Source organism: Acidovorax sp. FW305-C-20-28 (assembly GCF_058783375.1).
The window spans coordinates 333,003-351,995 of the sequence record NZ_JBYSYM010000002.1 but is presented as its reverse complement, the minus strand read 5'-3'; the positions used below and the strand labels follow the sequence as shown (position 1 = coordinate 351,995).

Here is an 18,993-nt window from a genome sequence, read left to right as displayed (position 1 = left end):
TCGCTTTTCTTGTTCTCGTTCAGCGCAGGCGCGGGTTCAGGGCGTCGCGCAGCCAGTCGCCGAGCAGGTTCACGGACAAAGCGATCAGCACCAGCATGGCACCGGGGAACACGGTGATCCACCATTCGCCGGAGAACAGGTAGTCATTGCCGATGCGGATCAGCGTGCCCAGCGAAGGCGAAGTGGGCGGCGCGCCCACGCCCAGGAAGGACAGCGTGGCCTCGGTGATGATGGCGGTGGCGACCTGGATGGTGGCCAGCACCATCACCGGGCCCATGACGTTGGGCAGCACATGCTTGCGCATGATGCGCAGGGAGGACACCCCCGTCACACGGGCGGCCTGCACGTATTCCTTGTTGCGCTCGACCAGCGTGGAGCCGCGCACGGTGCGCGCATACTGCACCCAGCCCGTGAGCGAGATCGAGAGGATCAGCACGCCGAAGGCGAGCGACTCGTGGGCATTGGGGAACAGCGCCCGGCCGACGCCTGCGATCAGCAGGGCCACCAGGATGGCGGGGAAGGACAGCATCACGTCGCACAGGCGCATGAGCACCGCGTCGATCCAGCCGCCGCGGAAGCCGGCCAGGAGGCCGAAGGCCACGCCCACCACCACGGACAGCAGCACCGAGGCGAAACCCACGATGAGCGAAATGCGCGCGCCGTAGATCAGCGCGGAAAGAATGTCGCGCCCCTGGTCATCGGTGCCCAGGGGGTACTTCATCGAGCCCATCTCGATCCAGGCCGGGGGCAGGCGCGCGTCGCCAAGCTCCAGCGTCGCCAGGTCAAAGGGGTTGTGGGGTGCGACCCATCCTGCAAACAGGGAGCAGAACAGACAAATCAGGGCGATCACCGCCGCGACGATCGCCATGGGCGATGTGCGGAAGCTGTAGCCAACGTCGCTGTCAAACCAGCGGGCAAGGGTTGTTTTCATTGTGGGAAACCAGTGGGCAGACAGCACGCACGGCGCGGGTAGCAACCGGCGTGGCTGGTCTGCTGAATGTCCGTCTCTAACTATCTATCTAGGTACTCGAAGGGAAGGCGCTTGCTTACTTGATGCTCATCCACTTGAAGGGCATGAAGTTGTCGGCCAGTTGCACCAGCGTGACCTTCTTGCTCACACCCCAGGCCAGGGCCTGCTGGTGCAGGGGCAACGTGCCCACGTCGGCGGCATGGATGTCGAAGGCTTCCTTGATCATCGCATCGCGCTTGGCCTTGTCGGTCTCGGCCTGGATCTTCTTGGTCAGCTCGTCCACCTTGGGGTTGCAGTACGAACCCAGGTTGAACTGGCCGGCACCCTTGTCATCCACGCAGGCCACCAGTGCATTGAGGGCGTTGTGCGAGTCGTAGGTGGCGGGCGTCCAGCCCAGCATGTAGAAGCTGGTGTCGCGGCGCAGGATCTTGGGGAAGTAGGTGCCCTTGGTCTCGGCCTGCAGGTTGATCTTGACGTTGATGCGCGACAGGTTGGCCGCCACGGTCTGGCAGATGCGGCCGTCGTTCACGTAGCGGTCGTTGGGGCAGTTCATCGACACTTCGAAGCCGTTGGGGTAGCCGGCTTCGGCCATCAGCTTCTTGGCAGCCTCGACATCGTAGGGCAGGCGCTTGGCATCGGGCTGGAAGCCGTTGATGCCGGGGCCGACCAGCAGGGCCGAGGGGTTGGAAGCGCCGCGCATCACGGTGCGCTTGATGCCGTCGATGTCGATGGCCTGGTAGAAGGCCTGGCGCACGCGCTTGTCCTTGAAGGGGTTCTTGCCCTTCACGTTGGAGTACAGCAGCTCGTCGCGCTTCTGGTCCATGCCCAGGAAGATGGTGCGCAGCTCGGGGCCGGTGATGGCACGCGTGTTGGCGCTGGTGTTGACGCGATCGATGTCCTGCACGGGCACGGGTTCCATCACGTCCACTTCGCCCGACAGCAGGGCTGCGACGCGGGTGGCGTCGTTGCCGATGGGCGTGAACACGATCTCATTGGCATTGCTCTCGATCTTGCCCCAGTAGGTGCCGTTGCGCGAGAACACGGTGCGCACATTGGGCTGGCGCTCGCGCAGGCGGAACGGGCCCGTGCCATTGGCCTTGAACGATGCGGCGTTCTCGATGCCCTTGCGGCGGTCCACGGGGCCCATGGCCTGGTTGGTCTCGCACCACTTCTTGCTCATCATGTAGACCAGCGAGACCACGTCGGGCAGGATGGGGAACGGGGTCTTGGTCTCGATCTCGACCGTGTGGTCGTTGATCTTGCGCACTTCCTTGAAGTCGTTGGTGTAGCTCTTCATGTCCGAGCCCTCGACCTGCGTGCGACCGAAGCTGAACACCACGTCGTCGGCCGTGAAGGGGGTGCCGTCATGGAATTGCACGCCCTTGCGCAGTTCGAAGCGCCACACGGTGGGCGAGGTCTGCTTCCAGCTCGTGGCCAGGGCCGGGGCCAGGCTCAGATCCTTGTTGCGGCCGACCAGCGGCTCGTAGACGTTGCCGGTGACGCTCAGCTGCAGCGATTCATTGAGCGAGTGCGGGTCCATGGACAGCGAGTCGCCCTGGTTGGCCACGCGAATGGTCTGCGCATTGGTCACCACGCTGGACGCTGCCAGCGCGGCGAACAAGGCCGTCATGGCCAGTTTTTTCTGGAATGTCATGCAGTTCTCCTGGTCGATGAAAAGTGGGTTTTAGGAGGGGTGGGGGAAAGCGCCGGATGGCTGGTGCAAAAAGCGGCCGCTGCAGGCTCAGAGCGTGGGCAGCGGCATGGCCTGCTCGATCAGGCTGGCGTGCAAGGCCGAGCCCAGGGGCAGGATGTCGTCGTTGAAGTCGTAGCGGCTGTTGTGCAAGGCACTGCCGCTGGCACCGGTGCCCTGACCTATGCGCAGGTAGGCTCCGGGCTTGTCCTGCAGCATGAAGGAAAAGTCCTCGGCGCCCATGCTGGGCTCCAGGTCGCGCACCACGTGGTCGGCACCGACCAGCGATTCGGCCACGTTGCCTGCAAAGACGGCCTCGTCCTCGGAATTGATGGTGGCCGGGTAGATGCGTTCGTAGTTCACCGTGGCCGTGGCGCCAAAGCCCAGCGCAATCGCGCTGCACAGCTCCTTGAGGCGCTTTTCGACCATCTCTTGCACCACAGGGTTGAAGGTGCGCACGGTGCCCACCAGCGTGGCCGAGCCCGGCAGCACGCTGAAGGCACCGAGATCGCCGGCCTGCATGGCGCACAGGCTGACCACGGCGCCGTCGAGCGGGCGCACATTGCGCGAGACGATGGTCTGCGCCGCCGTGATGATGTGCGCGGCCACGAGCATCACGTCCACCGTCTGGTAGGCATGGGCGCCATGGCCGCCGCGGCCCGTGATCTCGATGGTGATGCGATCGGCCGCCGCCATCATGGCGCCGGAGTTCAGGCCCACGGTGCCAGGCGCCATGGCAGGCCAGTTGTGCATGGCGAAGATGGACTGCACGGGGAAGCGCTCGAACAGGCCGTCTTCCATCATCACGCGCGCGCCGGCAAAACCTTCCTCTCCGGGCTGGAACACCAGCACCGCCGTGCCGTCGAAGTTGCGCGTCTCGGCCAGGTAGCGGGCAGCGCCCACCAGCATGGCCGTATGGCCGTCGTGGCCGCAACCATGCATCAGGCCCTGCTTGCAGGACTTCCAGGAAAAGTCGTTGTGCTCGGTGAGTGGCAGCGCGTCCATGTCGGCGCGCAGGCCCACCATGGAACCGCTGGCCGCGCTGCGCCCGCGGATCACCGCGACCAGACCGGTGCGGCCGATGCCGTCATGGATCTCGTCCACGCCACAGACCTTGAGCGCCTCCTTGACCCGGGCCCCGGTGTAGACCTCTTCGAAGCCCAGCTCGGGGTGCGCATGCAGGTCACGCCGCAACGCCGTGAGCTCGGGATGGAACTGCGCGATGTGCGCGAAGGCCCGGCCGCCAGCCTTGAGTCGGCTCGCCTGCATCTCAATGGCCTCCGGCCTTCCCAACGCGCAGGCGCGGATCGACAGCGAAGTACAGAAGGTCGACCACCAGGTTGATCACCACGAAGATCAGCGCGATCAGGCACAGGTAGGCCGCCATCACGGGGATGTCGGCAAAGGTCACGGCCTGGATGAACAGCAGGCCCATGCCCGGCCACTGGAACACCGTCTCGGTGATGATGGCGAAGGCGATCAGGCCACCGAGCTGCAGGCCGGTGATGGTCATCACGGGCACCAGCGTGTTCTTGAGCGCATGGCCGAAGTGGATGGCCCGGTTGGACAGGCCGCGGGCCCGCGCGAACTTGATGTAGTCGGTGCGCAGCACCTCCAGCATTTCCGCGCGCACCAGGCGCATGATCAGCGTGAGCTGGAAGATGGCCAGCGTAACTGCGGGCAGGATGATGTGGTGCCAGCCCTTGGCCTTGAGCAGACCGGTGCTCCACCAGCCCAGCTGCACCACTTCACCGCGGCCAAAGCTCGGGAACCAGCCCAGGTGCACGGCAAACACCAGGATCAGCAGAATGCCGATCAGGAAGGTGGGCAGCGACACACCCAGCAGCGACAGCGTCATGAACAGCTGGCTGGTGAAGGTGCCACGCTTGAGGGCGGCATACACGCCCATCGGTACACCGAGCACCAGGGCGAGCACGGCGGCCACCATGGCAAGCTCCAGCGTGGCGGGGAAGCGTTCGGCGATCAGGCGCGACACCTTGGCGCCCTGGCGCAGGCTCAGGCCGAATTCGCCCTGGGCAGCGTTCACGAGGAAGTGGCCGAACTGCACGAAAAAGGGTTTGTCCAGACCCAGCGCAACGCGCAATTCACGGATCTGCTCGGGTGTTGCGTCCTGGCCCAGCAAGAACACCACAGGGTCTCCGACGTACTGGAACAGCATGAAGGAGATGAAGGCCACTGTGACCATGACGATCACAGCCTGGATCAGGCGGCGCAAAATAAAGGCAAGCATCGGAGAGTCGAGTGTGTATTCGATGGGACGCCTTGGCCACTTTTGGTGGCGCGGCGCTCGTGGGAATCGAGTCGAAAAAAACCAAGGAGAGCAAAGGCCGCATGGCCCTTGCCCTCCATTTTCAAAGCCGGATCAGTTCACCTTGACCAGGCGCATGTCCACGCGGTTGTCGGCGCGGTGCACCAGCTCGATGTTCTTCTTCATGGCCCAAGGGATCACCTGGTCATACAGAGGAATGTGCGAGACGGTGTCGTTGGACAGCTGCAGCGCTTCGGTCAGCATGCGCGAACGCACGGGCGCGTCGGTCTCGGCCTTGATGCGGTCCACCAGGTAGTCCATGCGCTGGTTGCTGTAGCGGCCCACGTTGTAGTTGCCGTCGCCGCCCTGGCCCACGCTGCGCACCAGCGATTGCAGGCTGTACAGCGCGTCGAAGGTCGGCACGCCCCAGCCCAGCATGTAGATGCTGGCTTCGTAGCGCTGGATCATCGGGAAGTAGGTCACCAGCGGCAGTGTGCGCAGCTTGGCCTTCACGCCGATGCGCGCCCACATGCCGGTCACGGCCTGGCAGATGGCCTCGTCGTTGATGTAGCGGTTGTTGGGGCAGGCGAAGTCGACTTCGAAGCCATCGGGGTAGCCGGCTTCGGCCAGCAGCTTCTTGGCCGCATCGACGCTGTAGGGGAAGCGCTTGCCCACGGCTTCGGTGTAGCCGGCGACCTGGGGTGCCACGAGCGTGCCGGTGGGCTTGCCCAGGCCACGCAGGGTGACGCGTTCCAGCGAGGCGGTGTCGATGGCCTGGTACAGGGCCTTGCGCACCTTGACATCCTTGAGGGGGTTCTTGCCCTTGACGTTGGAGCCCGGCAGTTCTTCGCGGAACTGGTCCATGCCCAGGAAGATGGTGCGGTTTTCGAGGCCGTCGATCACCTTCAGGTTGGAATCCTGGCGCAGGCGGCCCAGGTCTTGCGGCGCGGGGTCGAGCACCATGTCCACTTCACCCGACAGCAGCGCGGCGATGCGCGTGGCGGCCGACTTGATGGGGGTGTAGACGATCTCCGTCACGTTGCCGTCCATCTTGCCCCACCAGTTGGGGTTGCGCTTGAAGACCATCTTCACGTCGGCCTGCCAGGAGTCGAGCGTGTAGGGGCCGGTACCCATGGCATTGCGGTGCGCGAAGTTCTCGTCCGTGCCCTTGATGTCCTTGGGTTCCACGGAACGGTTCTTCTCGGCCCAGGCCTTGCTCATCATGCGCAGCTCGGTCATCTGGCGCAGCAGCACGGGGTTAGGGGCCGACAGGATGACGTCGATGGTCTGGGCGTCGACCTTGTTGATCTTGGTGATGCCCTGGACATAGGGCGTGAAGTTGGAGGTCTTGGCCATGGCGCGCTGCAGCGAGTACACGGCATCATCGGCCGTGAAAGCCGAACCATCATGGAACTTGACGCCCTGGCGCAGCGTGAAACGCACCTGCGTGGGGGTCACTTCCTTCCAGGCTGTGGCCAGGACGGGCTCTACCTCGAAAGTCTTGCTGTTGTAGTAGACCAGGCTCTCATACACATTGGCATGGATGCCGTTTTGCAACGCGTTGTTTTGGGAATGAATATCCCACGTGGCGATTTCGCCCTGGCTCGCCCATTTGAATGGTTTGGCATTAGCACCCGTGGCCATCAGCATGGCGGCAGCTGCGGCAATCGACAGCAGGCTGAGATTGAGTTTCATGAAACCTCTTCAACAATGTAAAAGTTTTACTATGCAGTAAATGGCGGCCAACGGCCAACGGGAAATCCCTGAATCCCGTCCCCTCGCGAGGGACTATCCCTGCCCTGGTGAGGCCATTGACATGCAATTACGGTGCCAACGCGAAGCCCGTTTGAAGCACCGCTAGGACCCACCTGGCGGGATCGGTGGGCCTGAATCCATGCATTTGCCTCCCAAAGCCACTGCAAGAACCCGCAAAACAACCCAGCAGAAGGCCATCGCCCCTCTTGTGGGCGAGCCCATCCCGCCCGGGAAAAGACACTGCCCCATGCCGGCCAACCCTCCCGGCAACCAGGTTCCAGGGATAACCCCGGCCATCCGCCAGAAAATGCGCAGCCCTTGCGGTATTTTTGGCAACGCACACGCAAGGCTTATAAAACCGATTTCCAGCCGAAAATAAAAAAGCCGCCCGAAGGCGGCTTTTTGTATTCATCCATTGAGACTGGCATATAGCCAGCCATCAATATCAGAAGCTGTGACGGATACCGAAGTCGTAACCGGTGGAGTTACGGCCAGCAGCGGTCGTGGAACCGTTCAGAGCTTGAGCAGCGCCGTTCTTGTTCTTCAGAGCAGCAGCCGTTGCGTACACAGCGGTGCGCTTCGACAGGTTGTGCACGTAGCCAACAGCGAACTTGTTGGTGCGTGGGTCAGCACCAGGAACTTCGATTTCGTACGTGGAGTAAGCCACGCGGATTTCGCCAGCGCCCACAGGGATCAGACCGCCGACCAGCAGGCCGGTGCCTTCTGCGCCGTTCTTGATGTCGTCACGGTTGTAGTGAGCCATGACCTTGGCAACGCCGAAGTCATACTGAGCGCCCAGGTTCCAAGCCTTGATGTCGGCGTTCAGGAACTTGGTTTGCGAAGCAGCGAAAGCCACGTTCAGAGGGCCGTTGGCCCAGCCAGCGCGCAGAGCCAGGCCGTTGCCGTCCTTCTTGTTGGCAACGTTGCTGGCGTTTTCGCCCAGGTAGTACTGCACTTGGCCGTAGAAACCGCCCAGGTTGCCTGGCAGGAAGTAGCCGATGGCGTTCGAAGCGCGGATGGTGGTTGGGCCACCCAGGCTGGAGTTCAGCGTTTGGGTCGTGCCCACGCCGTTCGTGCCGAACGGATCGAACACGGTCAGGTTCCAGAATTGTGGGGTGTAGTCACGGCCCAGACGCAGTTCACCGAAGCCACCGTTCAGGCTGACGGTCGAACGACGGTTGAACACCAGACCGCCTTGGGTAGGAGCCGTGGTTTGGTTGTTCAGGGTGGTCGAACCGCCCGTGCCGTTGTCGTTGTTCAGGCCAGCTTCCAGCCAGAACGAAGCAGACAGACCACCGCCCAGGTCTTCAACGCCGCGGAAACCCAGACGGCTGCTGTTGTAGCCGGAGTTCGTCAGTTGCGAGCGGTTAGCAACGCTGCCGTTGCCGTAGGCGTAGGTTGCGTCAACCACGCCGAACAGCGTCACGGACGATTGAGCCATTGCAGCGCCGGAAGCAGCCAGCACAGCCAGGGCAATCAGGGATTTTTTCATTGCGAGTTACTCCAAGGTTAAACATAGGGCGCCGGTACGGGGGGGCTAGGGGTGCCGAACACCTGCTCAGTCCCGCCGGTTCCCCGGGCCAACCTCCTGGTGGGGAAGTTGCTCTTATTGCACCAGACCCCGACCTCTTTCGCAAAGGAATTCACCCACAATCGACCCGAAAGGGAGATTTCGTTGCAGTGTTGCAACATTTCAGTGCACCCCGGCAAAATCCTCCACCGGTGCACCAGCAAAGTGCCTTTCAGCCACTTTTTGACCCCGGGTCACTTGTGTCTACTTGCAACACCTGTTTCCACATCCATCCCCAACCCCTGTACGCCATGGACGCCTTCTTGACTGCCGCCGACAACGCCTTGCGCACCCTTTTCGCCACGCCGCGCGCCTCGGAAGCCTCCCCTGCCACCGGCCATGAGGAGGGCACCATGACCCCCGTGCAGCGGAAACTGGCGGGATCCCTGATGCGCGTCAACCACGTGGGCGAAGTCTGCGCGCAGGCGCTTTACACCGCCCAGGCGGCGGTCACGCGCGACGATCGCCTGCGCGACCATCTGCTGGAAGCCGCACGCGAGGAAACCGATCACCTGGCCTGGACCCGGGAGCGCCTGGACGCCTTGGGCGCCCGCCCCAGTGTGCTCAACCCCTTGTGGTTTGCCGGCGCGTTTGCCCTGGGCCTGGTGGCGGCCAAGGTCAGCGACCGGGTCAGCCTGGGCTTCGTTGCGGAAACCGAAAACCAGGTGGCCGCCCACCTGGCGGGCCACCTGGAGCGTCTGCCGGCGGAAGACCAGGCTTCGCGCGCCGTGGTGGCGCGCATGAAGGACGATGAAGAGCGCCATGCGGCACAGGCGCTGGCCGAAGGCGCCACGCGCCTGCCGCCGCCGGTCCAGGCGCTGATGCGGGCCGCAGCCAAGGTGATGACGAGCACGGCACATCACGTGTAGCCCCCTGAGTCGCCTTCGGCGCCCCCCCCAAAGGGGGACACCCCCAGTGCGGCGGGCAGCCCTTGCACGGGAGCGCTGGCCTTGAGCGCGCCAGTTTCAAGGATCGCGCGATGCAAATCCGGCCCGATCAGGCCTCCACGATCTCGAAACCGGTGGTGATCTCGGCGGTCTTGGCCAGCATGATGCTGGCCGAGCAGTATTTGTCGTGGCTCATGGCGATGGCGCGCTCCACGGCGGCGGCGGGGATGCCCTTGCCGGTCACGGTGAACTGCATATGGATCTTGGTGAACACCTTGGGGTCGACCTCGGCGCGCTCGGAGGTGAGCTTGACGCTGCAGCCGCGCACATCGTGGCGCCCGCGCTTCAAGATCAGCACCACGTCATAGGCCGTGCAGCCCCCCGTGCCGGCCAGCACGGTCTCCATGGGGCGGGGCGCCAGGTTCTGCCCGCCATTGGCCGGGTTGGCGCTGTCGGGTGCGCCGTCCATGGTCAGAACATGGCCGCTGCCGGTTTCTGCCACAAACCCCATTCCCGAGCGGGTTCCGGCGCCGCCGGTCCAGCTGACTGTGCATTCCATGTGTTCTCTCCTCGGTGATTCATCAAAAAAACGTGGCTTTTTTCACGAAATGGACGGGCCACTCCAAAAAAGTCGGTGAATTTTGCTGCATCGCAGCATCCGTTGCGCTAATATTCACCCATGCGTTGCCCTTTTATCGAAAAGGGACAGGTGCTGGAGAATCTCCACCACCTCCAACGCGCCGATTGTCTCCTCCATCTCCTCAAAGGATGGATTCAGCCCCGGGCTTTGCGGCCTGGGGCTTTTTTTTGCCCGGACGGGGCACTCGGCACCGCCTGCACCCAGGCGGCAAGGACGAACACCTATGATGTGTGCCCCGCCCGCCTGCACGGGCGGCGCGCGCCACAGCCAGCCCCTTGCCATGACCCACGACCTGACCCCCGCCGATTACCTCAAGAAGATCCTCACCGCCCGCGTGTACGACGTGGCGATCGAGTCGGACCTGGAACCCGCACGCGCGCTGAGCCGGCGCTTGAACAACAAGGTGCTGCTCAAGCGCGAAGACCAGCAGGCCGTGTTCAGCTTCAAGCTCCGGGGCGCCTACAACAAGATGGCACACCTCACCCCGGGCCAGTTGCAGCGCGGCGTGATCTGCGCCTCGGCCGGCAACCATGCCCAGGGCGTGGCCATGAGCGCCAGCAAGCTCGGCGCACGCGCCGTGATCGTGATGCCCACCACCACGCCCCAGGTCAAGGTGGATGCCGTGCGCACGCTCGGCGGTGAGGTGGTGCTGCACGGCGAGAGCTATTCCGACGCCTACCAGCAAGCGGCCGAGCTGCAGGCCAAGGAAGGCCTGACCTTCGTGCACCCCTTCGATGACCCGGACGTGATCGCCGGCCAGGGCACCATCGCCATGGAAATCCTGCGCCAGTTGCAGCGCCTGGGCAGCACCCGGCTCGACGCCGTGTTCGTGGCCATCGGCGGTGGCGGCCTGGTCAGCGGGGTGGCCAACTACATCAAGGCCGTGCGCCCGGAGATCAAGGTCATCGGCGTGCAGATGAACGACTCGGACGCGATGGCGCAGTCCGTGCGCGCACACCAGCGTGTCACCCTGCCCGACGTGGGCCTGTTCTCCGACGGCACGGCCGTCAAGCTGGTGGGTGAGGAGACCTTCCGCATCGCCAGCGGCCTGGTGGACGAATTCATCACCGTGGACACCGACGCCGTGTGCGCCGCGATCAAGGACGTGTTCGTGGACACGCGCAGCATCGTCGAGCCCTCGGGCGCGCTGGCCGTGGCCGCCATCAAGCAGTACGTGGAAACGCACCAGACCGAGGGCGAGACCTACGCCGCCATCCTCTGCGGTGCCAACATGAATTTTGACCGCCTGCGTTTCGTCGCCGAGCGCGCCGAGGTGGGCGAGGAGCGCGAGGCCCTGCTGGCCGTGACCATTCCCGAGGAGCGTGGCAGCTTCCGGCGCTTCTGCGAGGTGGTGGGCGCCCTGCCCGGCGGCCCGCGCAATGTCACCGAGTTCATCTACCGCATCAGCGACTCTGCCGAGGCCCATGTCTTCGTGGGCCTCACGGCCCAGGGCAAGGGCGAATCGCAGAAGCTCGCGCAGATCTTCACGGAGCACGGCTTCGGGGCGCTCGACCTCACGCACGACGAAATGGCCAAGGAGCACCTGCGCCACCTGGTGGGTGGGCACTCGGCCCTGGCACAGGACGAGCGCCTGCTGCGCTTCGTGTTCCCCGAGCGGCCCGGCGCGCTGCTCAAGTTCCTGAGCCTGATGCAACCGACCTGGAACATCAGCCTGTTCCACTACCGCAACCAGGGTGCCGACTACGGCCGCATCCTCGTGGGCATGCAGGTGCCGCCCGAGGACTCGGCCACGTTCGACGCCTTCCTCTCCACCCTGGGCTACCCCTATGTGGAAGAAACGCTGAACCCGGCCTACCGCCTGTTCCTGCGCGCCAAGTAAGGGCCGAGAGGCCCACGCGCCGCCCCATGCAAGCCCTGCGCCACTACCTGCTGGCCGTGCAGTTCTTCACCCGCCTCCCTGTCACGGGGCGGCTGGCGGATTGGGTGGGCTTCAGCCCCGCCATGCTGCGCGCCAGCGCCGCCCACCTGCCGGGCGTGGGCTGGCTCGCAGCAGCGGTGGCCGCCGGGGTGTATGCGGCCCTGTACCTGGCCCTGGCCCCCAACCCGCTGGGCCCGCTCGTGGCGGCGGTGTTCTGCACCGTGGCCACGGTGCTGCTGACCGGGGGCTTCCATGAAGATGGCCTGGCCGACGTCGCCGACGGCCTGGGCGGCAGCTACGAGCGCGAACGGGCGCTGGACATCATGAAGGATTCACGCGTCGGGGCCTTCGGCGCCATGACCCTGGTGCTGGCCCTGCTGGCCAAGGTGAGCCTGCTGGCCGCACTCGGTGCGCACAGCCTGGCCGCGGCGCTCGCGGCCCTGGTCGGCGGGCATGTGCTGTCGCGCCTGTGGCCGCTGTTCATCGTGCGCCGCCTGCCGCATGTGGGCGACACCGCGCGCTCCAAAAGCAAGCCACTGGCCGACCAGATCACGGGGGCGGCACTCGGGGTGGCCATGGCCTGGTGCGTCGCGCCGCTGGCTCTGGCCTGGCATTGGAGCTCGCCCACCACCACGCTGGCCGCCTGCACGCTGAGCGCCCTGGGCGCCGCCTGGATGGCCCGCTGGTTCGCCCGGCGCCTGCAAGGCTTCACAGGCGACTGCCTGGGTGCCACGCAGCAGATCGCCGAGATCGGCTTTTACCTGGGCGCCGCACTGGCCCTGGGGCATGGCTGAGCCCCCGCCGTGCAGCTCTGGCTGGTGCGCCATGCGCCACCGGTGGTGGCACCGGGCACCTGCTACGGCGCGCTGGACCTGCCCGCCCAGAGCGGCCCGACCTTGGCATGCGCACAGCGCCTGGCCCAGGCCCTTCCCGGCCCGGCGCTGGTCTGGCACTCGCCGCTGCAACGGTGCGTGCAGCTCGCCCAGGCCGTACAGTCCACCCGCCCCGACTGGAAGTCCCGGCCCGACACCCGCCTGCGCGAAATGGATTTCGGCGCCTGGGAGGGCCAAGCCTGGAGCAGCCTCGCCAAGGCCGACATCGATGCCTGGACCGCCGACTTCGCCCACCACCATCCGGGCGGCGGCGAGTCCCTGGCCGACATGCTGGTGCGCGTGGCCCAGGCCCTGCAGGACACGCGGGCGGCAGCGCAGGCAGCCGGTCTGGCGCAGGCGGTGTGGCTCACCCATGCGGGCGTGGCGCGCTGCGTGGACTGGCTCCAGGGCCACGCGGGCCAGGCCCTGCCACGGGCAGACCAATGGCCTGTGCAGGCCCCGGCATGGGGCGAATGGGAAACCGTGGACCTGCCCTGAGCCTTTGCTTTCTGCCGTTGGCAAAAAGCCAACAGGGGGCACGGTAAAGAGAAGCAAGCGGTGCAAGCGCCGGATTCCGCGGTCCGGCGCCTTCGTCCGAGCCAAGAAGCCGTCAGTTCTTGCGCGGCATGTCCAGCGTGAGCATGGCGGGCCCGCCCAGATCGGCACCCAACTGGGCCTGGCGGGGGCTCAGCGACTGCAGCACCATGCCGGCATCCACCACGGTCCCCACGCGGAACGGCTTGGCGGGCTTGCCGTCCACCGCGATCAGCGCCGCACCGCCGCCACTGTGGCGCCCGGAGAGCACGCCAATCAAGGCGAACCGGCTGGCCATGGACGCCACCGGCGCGGCCACGGCCACCACGGCACCGGCGGGCAAGGCCCCCAGTGCGCGCGCCACCGCCTGGGCATCGGGCACGGCCGCCATGGACGCCACGGCCGGGACGGTTTGCGCCACGGGCCGGTTCGACAGGCGCAGGCCCCAATAGACCACGCTGGCGCCTGCGGCGGCCCAGAGCGCCAGAGTCCCCAGGCGCACGCCCCATTTGCTGTATGAATTGGTCACCATGCGGAGATTATGATTCACCCGATACGACCCTAGCGAGACCGCCTGCCGTGAACACCCTCTCTTTCCTGCCCTCCTCCCCTGCCCTGCGCGGTGCACGCCGCAGCCTGGCCCGGGGTTTCACCCTGATCGAGCTGATGGTGGTGGTGGTCATCATCGGCGTGCTGGCCGCGCTGATCGTGCCCAACGTGCTCGACCGCGCCGACGACGCGCGCAGCACCGCCGCCAAGACGGACATCACCAACATCATGCAGGCGCTCAAGCTGTACCGCCTGGACAACCAGCGTTACCCCACTCCCGAGCAAGGCCTGCAGGCACTGGTCGCCAAACCCACGGCCGGCCCCATCCCCGGCAACTGGAAGCTGTACCTCGAAAAACTCAACAACGACCCCTGGGGCCGTCCCTACCAGTACCTGAACCCCGGCATCAAGGGCGAGATCGACGTGATGTCGTTCGGTGCCGATGGCCAGTCGGGCGGCGAAGGCAAGGATGCCGATATCGGCAGCTGGCAGTGACCGAAGCCCCCACGGTCGCGCACTGCGTGTCGCTCCCTGCCCCCCGAGGGGGCCGGGCCTTGCTTGGGGCGGCCCGGCGCAAGGCCGGAGCCCCACGGTCGCGCACTGGCGTGTCGCTCCCTGCCCCCCGAGGGGGCCGGGCCTTGCTTGGGGCGGCCCGGCGCAAGGCCGGAGCCCCCACGGTCGCGCACTGCGTGTCGCTCCCTGCCCCCCCGAGGGGGCTGGCCTTGCTTGGGGCGGCCCGGCGCTGCGGCCGGCCGCCTTCTGTTGGCGCCGTGACCGTTTCATCGGTACCCCATGCACACCCTTGACGTTCGCGATAGCACTGCAAGCGCTGTGCGCCCTGCTTGCCAACCACGCATGACACGCCGTCGCTCGCGTGGGTTCACCATGCTCGAATTGCTGGTGGTCATCAGCATCATGGCGCTCGCGACGGCGGGCATTGCGTTGTCGCTGCGCGACAACGGGCAGACGCAGCTCGAGCGCGAGGCGGCGCGGCTGGCGGCCTTGCTCGAAGCGGGGCGGGCGCAGTCGCGGGCCAATGGCGTGCCGGTGCGCTGGCGTGGCGGACCGCAGGGCTTTCGTTTCGAGGGGCTGCCGGCCGAGGCGTTGCCGCACCAGTGGCTGGCGGAGGGCACGCAGGTGCGCGGCAATGCCATCCTGCTGCTTGGTCCCGAGCCGGTGATCGGCGCACAGCAGGTGCAACTCACGCACCGGGACCATCCCGACCAGGCGCTGCGCGTGGTCACGGACGGGCTGCGGCCCTTCAGCGTGGAGTCGGTTCAATGAGCCCCCTTCGTTCGGCCCGCCAGCGCGGCTTCACGCTGGTGGAGGTGTTGGTGGCGCTGAGCATCGTGGCCATCGCGCTGATGGCCGGGCTGCAATCCACCAGTGCCCTCACGCGCAATGCGCTGCGCCAGTCCGACATCGTGCTCGCGCAGTTGTGCGCCGAGAACGAGCTGGTGCGCATGCGCCTCTCGCGCCAGATGCCCAGCGTCGGCGACAGTACCCAGCCTTGCGAGCAGGCGGGCCGGCGACTGGATGTGCGCGTGACCGTGCGACCCACGCCCAACCCGAGCTTTCGGCGCGTGGATGCACAGGTGCTCGACGGGGAAAACTCCATCCTGCGTATCTCGACCATCCTGGGGCGCTACTGACCATGGGCTCCGGAACTTCCCCCACCATGCATGCTTCCTTTGAACGCCCCCGCCGCACCCCACCGGGTGCCGAGGGCGGCTTCACGCTGATCGAACTGCTGGTCGCGATTGCGCTGCTGTCCATCCTGGCCATCATGAGCTGGCGCGGCATCGATGGCATGGTGCGCGCACAGGAGCAGACACGCCAGCGCGCCGACAGCATGCTGGTGATCCAGTCGGCCCTGGCGCAATGGAACGCCGACCTCGACGCCATCCTGCCGCTGGCCAACACCACCCCGCTGGACTGGGACGGCCAGGTGCTGCGCATCACACGCCGTACCACGGCCGTACCCGACGAAGGCGCCCTGGTCGTGGCCTGGACCCGGCGCGAGATGCCCGGCGTGGAAGGCGGTGGCCAGTGGGTGCGCTGGCAGTCCCCGCCCGTGCGCAACCGCAGCGACTGGCAGCAGGCCTGGCAGTTGGCCGCCCAGTGGGCGCGCACCCCCGACGAGCAGGCCCGGCGCTATGAGATCAGCCTGGTGCCCATCAGCAACTGGCAGCTGTTCTATTTCCGCGGCGGCACCTGGTCCAACCCCTTGTCGAGTGCGGATCAGGCCCCGGGCACCCCGGCCGCCGGACTCCCCGACGGGGTGCGGCTGCAGATCACCCTGGCATCGGGCCAGGCACTGACCGGCGCCATCGTGCGCGACTGGGCCAACCCGACCCTGGGCGGAGGGCGCACCTGATGCGCCGCACACTCCCTCGCCGGCAACGCCCTGCCCGGCCCCAGCGCGGAGCGGCGCTGCTCGCAGCCATGCTGACCGTGACGCTGGTGGCCACGTTCGCCGCGGCCTCGCTGTGGCAGCAGTGGCGCGCCATCGAGGTCGAGACCGCCGAGCGCGACCGCGTGCAGGCCGCCTGGATACTCGTGGGGGCACTGGACTGGTCGCGCCTGATCCTGCGCGAAGACGGTCGCGCCGGGGGCGCCGACCACCTGGCAGAACCCTGGGCCGTGCCCCTGCAGGAGGCCCGCCTGTCCAGCTTTCTCGCGGCCGAGCGCGGCGTGGCCCAGGTCGAGGACGCCAGCACCGACACCACCGATGCCTTTCTCTCGGGCCAGATCACGGACCTGCAGTCGCGCCTGAACATCACCAGCCTGGCCGAAGGCGGGCAGGTGCAGGCCGGGGCCCTCAAGCAGTTCACCCGGCTGTTCGAGCGGCTGGGCCTGCCGTCGCAGGAGCTGGCACTGCTGGTGGAGAACCTGCGCAAGGCCCAGGCCCGCACCGGGGGCGATGGCAACGCACCGCTGATGCCGCAGACGGTGTCCCAGCTGGGCTGGCTCGGCCTTTCGCAGCCGACCGTCACCGCGCTGCTGCCGCATGTCACCATCCTGCCCGTGCGCACCCCGGTCAACCTCAACACGGCGGGCATCGACGTGGTCTGGGCCGCCATCGACGGGGTGGACATGGCCGGTGCCCAGAAGCTCGTGCAGGCCCGCGAGTCCAAGCATTTCCGCTCGATGGCCGAAGTGGTCGAGGTACTGGGCCGGGTGCCGTTTGACACCAACGACCTGGCCATCGCCTCGGCCTATTTCGAGGTGCGCGGCCGCCTGCGCATGGACAACACCACCGTGGACGAGCGCTCCCTGGTGCGCAAGCTGGGCCTGGAAGTGACGACGCTGTGGCGGGAACGCGGCGCCTTCGACCGGGACACAACTGCCGCTCCGGCGCAACAGACACTGCGCTGAATGCACGCAGTACAGGAGCCACCGCCTAAAATGATCCGCACTACCCGCCCATGAGCACGCTGATACTCTCCCTGCCGCCCGCCCCTCCGGGGATATCGACCCAGTACGGCTATACGCTGACGGCGGATGGGCACACCGCCCAGCGCCATGCGCTCACCGAAGCGGCCCTGCTGCCCGAAACCGCCCGCCCCGGCGAGGTGGTTGCCGTGGTGCCGGTCGAGGCGCTCTCGTGGCAGAAGGTGCAGTTGCCGCCCGGTCTGCCCCTGGGGCCCGGCCAGCAGACACCGCGCCTGCGCTCGGTGCTGGAGGGCTTGCTCGAAGACCGCCTGCTCGACGATCCGGCCCAACTGCACTTTGCGCTGCAACCGGGCGCCCAGGCCGGTGTGCCGGTATGGGTGGCCGTGTGCGACCGCGCCTGGCTGCGTGCCCACCTGCAGGCCCTGGAAGCCGCCGGCCGGCGCGTGGCCCGTGTGGTGCCCGAGTTCGCGCCCGGCCCCACGGCCAGTGGCGGGCCCGAGGTCTCGGCCATCGGCTCGGCCGATGCCCCCCAACTGATCCTGTGCGGCCTGGGTGCCGATGAAGGCATCTCGGTACTGCCCCTGACGCCGGCCACGCTGGCCCTGGCGGGCTTTGGCAGCGCTGCCGGTGGCGCCGCCCCACCAACCCCCTTGCGCGCCGACCCGGCGGTGGCGGAGCTCGCCGAACACGCGCTGGGCCACCCGGTGAGCCTGCACACGGCCAGCGCCCGGGCCATGGACGCGGCCCGCAGCGACTGGGACCTGGCGCAGTTCGAGCTCTCCAGCAACAGCCGCTCGCGAGCCCTGCGCAAGGCCGGCGGCGCGCTGAGCGCCCTGCTGTACGCCCCCCAGTGGCGCGCAGCGCGCTGGGCGCTCGGCGTGCTCGTGTTGGCGCACCTGGCGGGCCTGAACGTCTGGGCCTGGCAGGAGCGCCAGGCACTGGCCGCCAAGCAGGCCAGCCTGCGCAGCACCCTCACGCAGACCTTCCCGCAGGTGCAGGCCGTGGTCGCGCCGCTGGAACAGATGGAGCGCGAAATGGCGCTGCTGCGCCAGGCATCGGGCAGCTTTTCGCCGCGCGACCTGGAGCCCATGATGGCCGCTGCCGGCAGCGCGCTGCCCGATGGCCGCATCCCTTCGGGCCTCGAATTCACCACCGGCGAGCTGCGCCTGCGCGGCCTGCAGCTGGCCCCCCCAGAGGAACCTGTGCTCACCACCCGATTGAGGGCTGCCGGCTATACCGGCCGCCTGGACGATGGCAGCCTGGTGCTGCGTGCGGAGACCGCCCCATGAGCCAGTTCGCTCCCCTGAAGGCCCAATGGCAGGCCATGGCCCCGCGCGAGCAGAACCTCGTGCTCGGCGCGACCGCGATCGTGGGCCTGGCCCTGGTGTGGTGGGTGGCCATTTCCCCCGCACTGCAGACCTTGCGCACGGCCCCCAAGCGCCATGCCGAACTGGACACCCAGCTGCAGCGCATGCGCGGCCTGCAGGCCGAAGCCCAGCAATTGCAGGCCGTGCCGCAAAGCAGCACAGGCGACGCCACCGGCGCCCTGCGCAACGGCCTGACCCAGCGCCTGGGCACGGCCGCCCAGCTCAACGTGGCAGGAGACCGCGCCACCGTGACGCTCAAGGCCGCCTCGGCCGATGCCCTGGCGCAGTGGCTGGCGCTGGCACGCAGCAATGCCCGGGCCGTGCCCATCGAGGCCCGCCTGACCCGCGCCACTGCCCCGACCGCCCCGGCCGCACCTGCCGCAGCGGGCAACAGCGGCACCCGCCCGGGCCAGCCCGCCACGCTGCCCGCCATGGTGCCACCCGGTCCCGGCGTCCCCCCCGCAGGCCCGCTGGTGCCCCCGATCCCCGGAGCCATGCCGGCCGCGGGCGCCAACCCTGCACCGATTGCAGCCGCGCCGGCAGGCGCGGCGCCCGGTGGTGCTCCGCGCTGGGACGGCACGCTGGTGCTGACCCTGCCCACCCGGTGAACCGCAC

General features: G+C 67.1%; 19 protein-coding genes. 11 read left to right on the top strand and 8 right to left on the bottom strand.

The features are described from left to right. Positions 1-19 precede the first annotated feature (19 nt). The 6 genes from AC3WOH_RS04895 to AC3WOH_RS04870 all read right to left on the bottom strand — a co-directional run bounded on the left by AC3WOH_RS04895 (position 20) and on the right by AC3WOH_RS04870 (position 8,176). Complete coding sequence (locus AC3WOH_RS04895) at positions 20-931, bottom strand: ABC transporter permease (RefSeq protein ID WP_184859572.1); 912 nt, start codon at positions 929-931, stop codon at positions 20-22. A gap of 115 nt (positions 932-1,046) precedes the next feature. Then, positions 1,047-2,624, bottom strand: coding sequence for an ABC transporter substrate-binding protein (locus AC3WOH_RS04890; protein ID WP_492228272.1), 1,578 nt, complete (start codon positions 2,622-2,624; stop codon positions 1,047-1,049). An 87-nt stretch (positions 2,625-2,711) separates the two neighbouring features. Then, a complete protein-coding gene (locus AC3WOH_RS04885) occupies positions 2,712-3,929 on the bottom strand; it encodes a M20 aminoacylase family protein (protein WP_492228271.1) in 1,218 nt (405 codons plus the stop codon). A gap of 1 nt (position 3,930) precedes the next feature. Then, complete coding sequence (locus AC3WOH_RS04880; protein WP_184859566.1) at positions 3,931-4,911, bottom strand: ABC transporter permease; 981 nt, start codon at positions 4,909-4,911, stop codon at positions 3,931-3,933. A 132-nt stretch (positions 4,912-5,043) separates the two neighbouring features. After that, on the bottom strand, positions 5,044-6,624 hold the full coding sequence (locus tag AC3WOH_RS04875) for an ABC transporter substrate-binding protein (RefSeq protein ID WP_492228270.1): 1,581 nt from the start codon (positions 6,622-6,624) through the stop codon (positions 5,044-5,046). Positions 6,625-7,129: 505 nt separating this feature from the next. Beyond that, on the bottom strand, positions 7,130-8,176 hold the full coding sequence (locus AC3WOH_RS04870) for a porin (RefSeq protein WP_492228269.1): 1,047 nt from the start codon (positions 8,174-8,176) through the stop codon (positions 7,130-7,132). Between the two features lie 329 nt (positions 8,177-8,505). Between AC3WOH_RS04870 and coq7 the strand changes: the two genes are divergently transcribed. Beyond that, positions 8,506-9,123: a 2-polyprenyl-3-methyl-6-methoxy-1,4-benzoquinone monooxygenase gene (gene coq7, locus AC3WOH_RS04865; RefSeq protein ID WP_492228268.1), complete on the top strand. Its 618-nt coding sequence runs from the start codon at positions 8,506-8,508 to the stop codon at positions 9,121-9,123. Between the two features lie 127 nt (positions 9,124-9,250). Here coq7 and AC3WOH_RS04860 read toward each other — a convergent pair whose 3' ends face one another. Continuing rightward, positions 9,251-9,700, bottom strand: a complete 450-nt coding sequence (locus tag AC3WOH_RS04860) for an OsmC family protein (RefSeq protein WP_184859555.1) — start codon at positions 9,698-9,700, stop codon at positions 9,251-9,253. A gap of 361 nt (positions 9,701-10,061) precedes the next feature. On the opposite strand from AC3WOH_RS04860, the gene ilvA reads away from it, so the two are divergent. The 3 genes from ilvA to AC3WOH_RS04845 are packed head-to-tail and all read left to right on the top strand — an operon-like array spanning position 10,062 to position 13,030. Then, positions 10,062-11,621 (top strand): threonine ammonia-lyase, biosynthetic, encoded by a 1,560-nt coding sequence (gene ilvA, locus AC3WOH_RS04855; protein ID WP_492228267.1) that lies wholly within the window; start codon positions 10,062-10,064, stop codon positions 11,619-11,621. A 26-nt stretch (positions 11,622-11,647) separates the two neighbouring features. Beyond that, positions 11,648-12,454 (top strand): adenosylcobinamide-GDP ribazoletransferase, encoded by an 807-nt coding sequence (locus AC3WOH_RS04850; RefSeq protein WP_492228266.1) that lies wholly within the window; start codon positions 11,648-11,650, stop codon positions 12,452-12,454. A gap of 9 nt (positions 12,455-12,463) precedes the next feature. Next, on the top strand, positions 12,464-13,030 hold the full coding sequence (locus AC3WOH_RS04845) for a histidine phosphatase family protein (RefSeq protein WP_492228265.1): 567 nt from the start codon (positions 12,464-12,466) through the stop codon (positions 13,028-13,030). 112 nt (positions 13,031-13,142) lie between these two features. Here the strand turns inward: AC3WOH_RS04845 and AC3WOH_RS04840 are convergent, their stop codons facing one another. Further along, entirely contained in the window at positions 13,143-13,598 is a 456-nt protein-coding gene (locus AC3WOH_RS04840; RefSeq protein WP_492228264.1) for a type II secretion system protein N, read from the bottom strand. A 47-nt stretch (positions 13,599-13,645) separates the two neighbouring features. Here AC3WOH_RS04840 and gspG point away from each other — a divergent pair, with 47 nt between their 5' ends. The 7 genes from gspG to AC3WOH_RS04805 all read left to right on the top strand — a co-directional run bounded on the left by gspG (position 13,646) and on the right by AC3WOH_RS04805 (position 18,986). Next, positions 13,646-14,110, top strand: a complete 465-nt coding sequence (gene gspG / locus AC3WOH_RS04835; protein WP_492228263.1) for a type II secretion system major pseudopilin GspG — start codon at positions 13,646-13,648, stop codon at positions 14,108-14,110. Between the two features lie 360 nt (positions 14,111-14,470). Next, on the top strand, positions 14,471-14,899 hold the full coding sequence (locus tag AC3WOH_RS04830; RefSeq protein ID WP_492228262.1) for a prepilin-type N-terminal cleavage/methylation domain-containing protein: 429 nt from the start codon (positions 14,471-14,473) through the stop codon (positions 14,897-14,899). After that, the gene (gene gspI / locus AC3WOH_RS04825) at positions 14,896-15,267 is read left to right on the top strand and encodes a type II secretion system minor pseudopilin GspI (protein ID WP_492228261.1); all 372 of its coding nucleotides are present in this window, start codon (positions 14,896-14,898) and stop codon (positions 15,265-15,267) included. The genes AC3WOH_RS04830 and gspI overlap by 4 nt, the downstream gene beginning before the upstream one ends. Positions 15,268-15,293: 26 nt before the next feature. Continuing rightward, on the top strand, positions 15,294-15,992 hold the full coding sequence (locus AC3WOH_RS04820) for a prepilin-type N-terminal cleavage/methylation domain-containing protein (protein WP_492228260.1): 699 nt from the start codon (positions 15,294-15,296) through the stop codon (positions 15,990-15,992). Next, the gene (gene gspK, locus AC3WOH_RS04815; protein ID WP_492228259.1) at positions 15,992-16,993 is read left to right on the top strand and encodes a type II secretion system minor pseudopilin GspK; all 1,002 of its coding nucleotides are present in this window, start codon (positions 15,992-15,994) and stop codon (positions 16,991-16,993) included. Before AC3WOH_RS04820 ends, gspK begins: the two co-directional genes overlap by 1 nt. A 50-nt stretch (positions 16,994-17,043) precedes the next feature. Continuing rightward, the gene (gene gspL, locus AC3WOH_RS04810; RefSeq protein ID WP_492228258.1) at positions 17,044-18,300 is read left to right on the top strand and encodes a type II secretion system protein GspL; all 1,257 of its coding nucleotides are present in this window, start codon (positions 17,044-17,046) and stop codon (positions 18,298-18,300) included. Then, on the top strand, positions 18,297-18,986 hold the full coding sequence (locus AC3WOH_RS04805) for a type II secretion system protein M (RefSeq protein WP_492228257.1): 690 nt from the start codon (positions 18,297-18,299) through the stop codon (positions 18,984-18,986). Before gspL ends, AC3WOH_RS04805 begins: the two co-directional genes overlap by 4 nt. Positions 18,987-18,993: the final 7 nt, after the last annotated feature.

What these genes read in the sequence shown, in the direction of transcription:
- coq7 (WP_492228268.1), top strand. Translation starts at nt 8,506, where the DNA reads ATGGACGCCTTCTTGACTGCCGCCGACAACGCCTTGCGCACCCTTTTC.
- AC3WOH_RS04850 (WP_492228266.1), top strand. Translation starts at nt 11,648, where the DNA reads ATGCAAGCCCTGCGCCACTACCTGCTGGCCGTGCAGTTCTTCACCCGC.
- ilvA (WP_492228267.1), top strand. Translation starts at nt 10,062, where the DNA reads ATGACCCACGACCTGACCCCCGCCGATTACCTCAAGAAGATCCTCACC.
- AC3WOH_RS04890 (WP_492228272.1), bottom strand. Translation starts at nt 2,624, where the DNA reads ATGACATTCCAGAAAAAACTGGCCATGACGGCCTTGTTCGCCGCGCTG.
- AC3WOH_RS04870 (WP_492228269.1), bottom strand. Translation starts at nt 8,176, where the DNA reads ATGAAAAAATCCCTGATTGCCCTGGCTGTGCTGGCTGCTTCCGGCGCT.
- gspK (WP_492228259.1), top strand. Translation starts at nt 15,992, where the DNA reads ATGCGCCGCACACTCCCTCGCCGGCAACGCCCTGCCCGGCCCCAGCGC.
- gspI (WP_492228261.1), top strand. Translation starts at nt 14,896, where the DNA reads ATGAGCCCCCTTCGTTCGGCCCGCCAGCGCGGCTTCACGCTGGTGGAG.
- gspL (WP_492228258.1), top strand. Translation starts at nt 17,044, where the DNA reads ATGAGCACGCTGATACTCTCCCTGCCGCCCGCCCCTCCGGGGATATCG.
- AC3WOH_RS04840 (WP_492228264.1), bottom strand. Translation starts at nt 13,598, where the DNA reads ATGGTGACCAATTCATACAGCAAATGGGGCGTGCGCCTGGGGACTCTG.
- AC3WOH_RS04860 (WP_184859555.1), bottom strand. Translation starts at nt 9,700, where the DNA reads ATGGAATGCACAGTCAGCTGGACCGGCGGCGCCGGAACCCGCTCGGGA.
- AC3WOH_RS04885 (WP_492228271.1), bottom strand. Translation starts at nt 3,929, where the DNA reads ATGCAGGCGAGCCGACTCAAGGCTGGCGGCCGGGCCTTCGCGCACATC.
- AC3WOH_RS04895 (WP_184859572.1), bottom strand. Translation starts at nt 931, where the DNA reads ATGAAAACAACCCTTGCCCGCTGGTTTGACAGCGACGTTGGCTACAGC.
- AC3WOH_RS04820 (WP_492228260.1), top strand. Translation starts at nt 15,294, where the DNA reads ATGCATGCTTCCTTTGAACGCCCCCGCCGCACCCCACCGGGTGCCGAG.
- AC3WOH_RS04805 (WP_492228257.1), top strand. Translation starts at nt 18,297, where the DNA reads ATGAGCCAGTTCGCTCCCCTGAAGGCCCAATGGCAGGCCATGGCCCCG.
- AC3WOH_RS04875 (WP_492228270.1), bottom strand. Translation starts at nt 6,624, where the DNA reads ATGAAACTCAATCTCAGCCTGCTGTCGATTGCCGCAGCTGCCGCCATG.
- AC3WOH_RS04880 (WP_184859566.1), bottom strand. Translation starts at nt 4,911, where the DNA reads ATGCTTGCCTTTATTTTGCGCCGCCTGATCCAGGCTGTGATCGTCATG.
- AC3WOH_RS04830 (WP_492228262.1), top strand. Translation starts at nt 14,471, where the DNA reads ATGACACGCCGTCGCTCGCGTGGGTTCACCATGCTCGAATTGCTGGTG.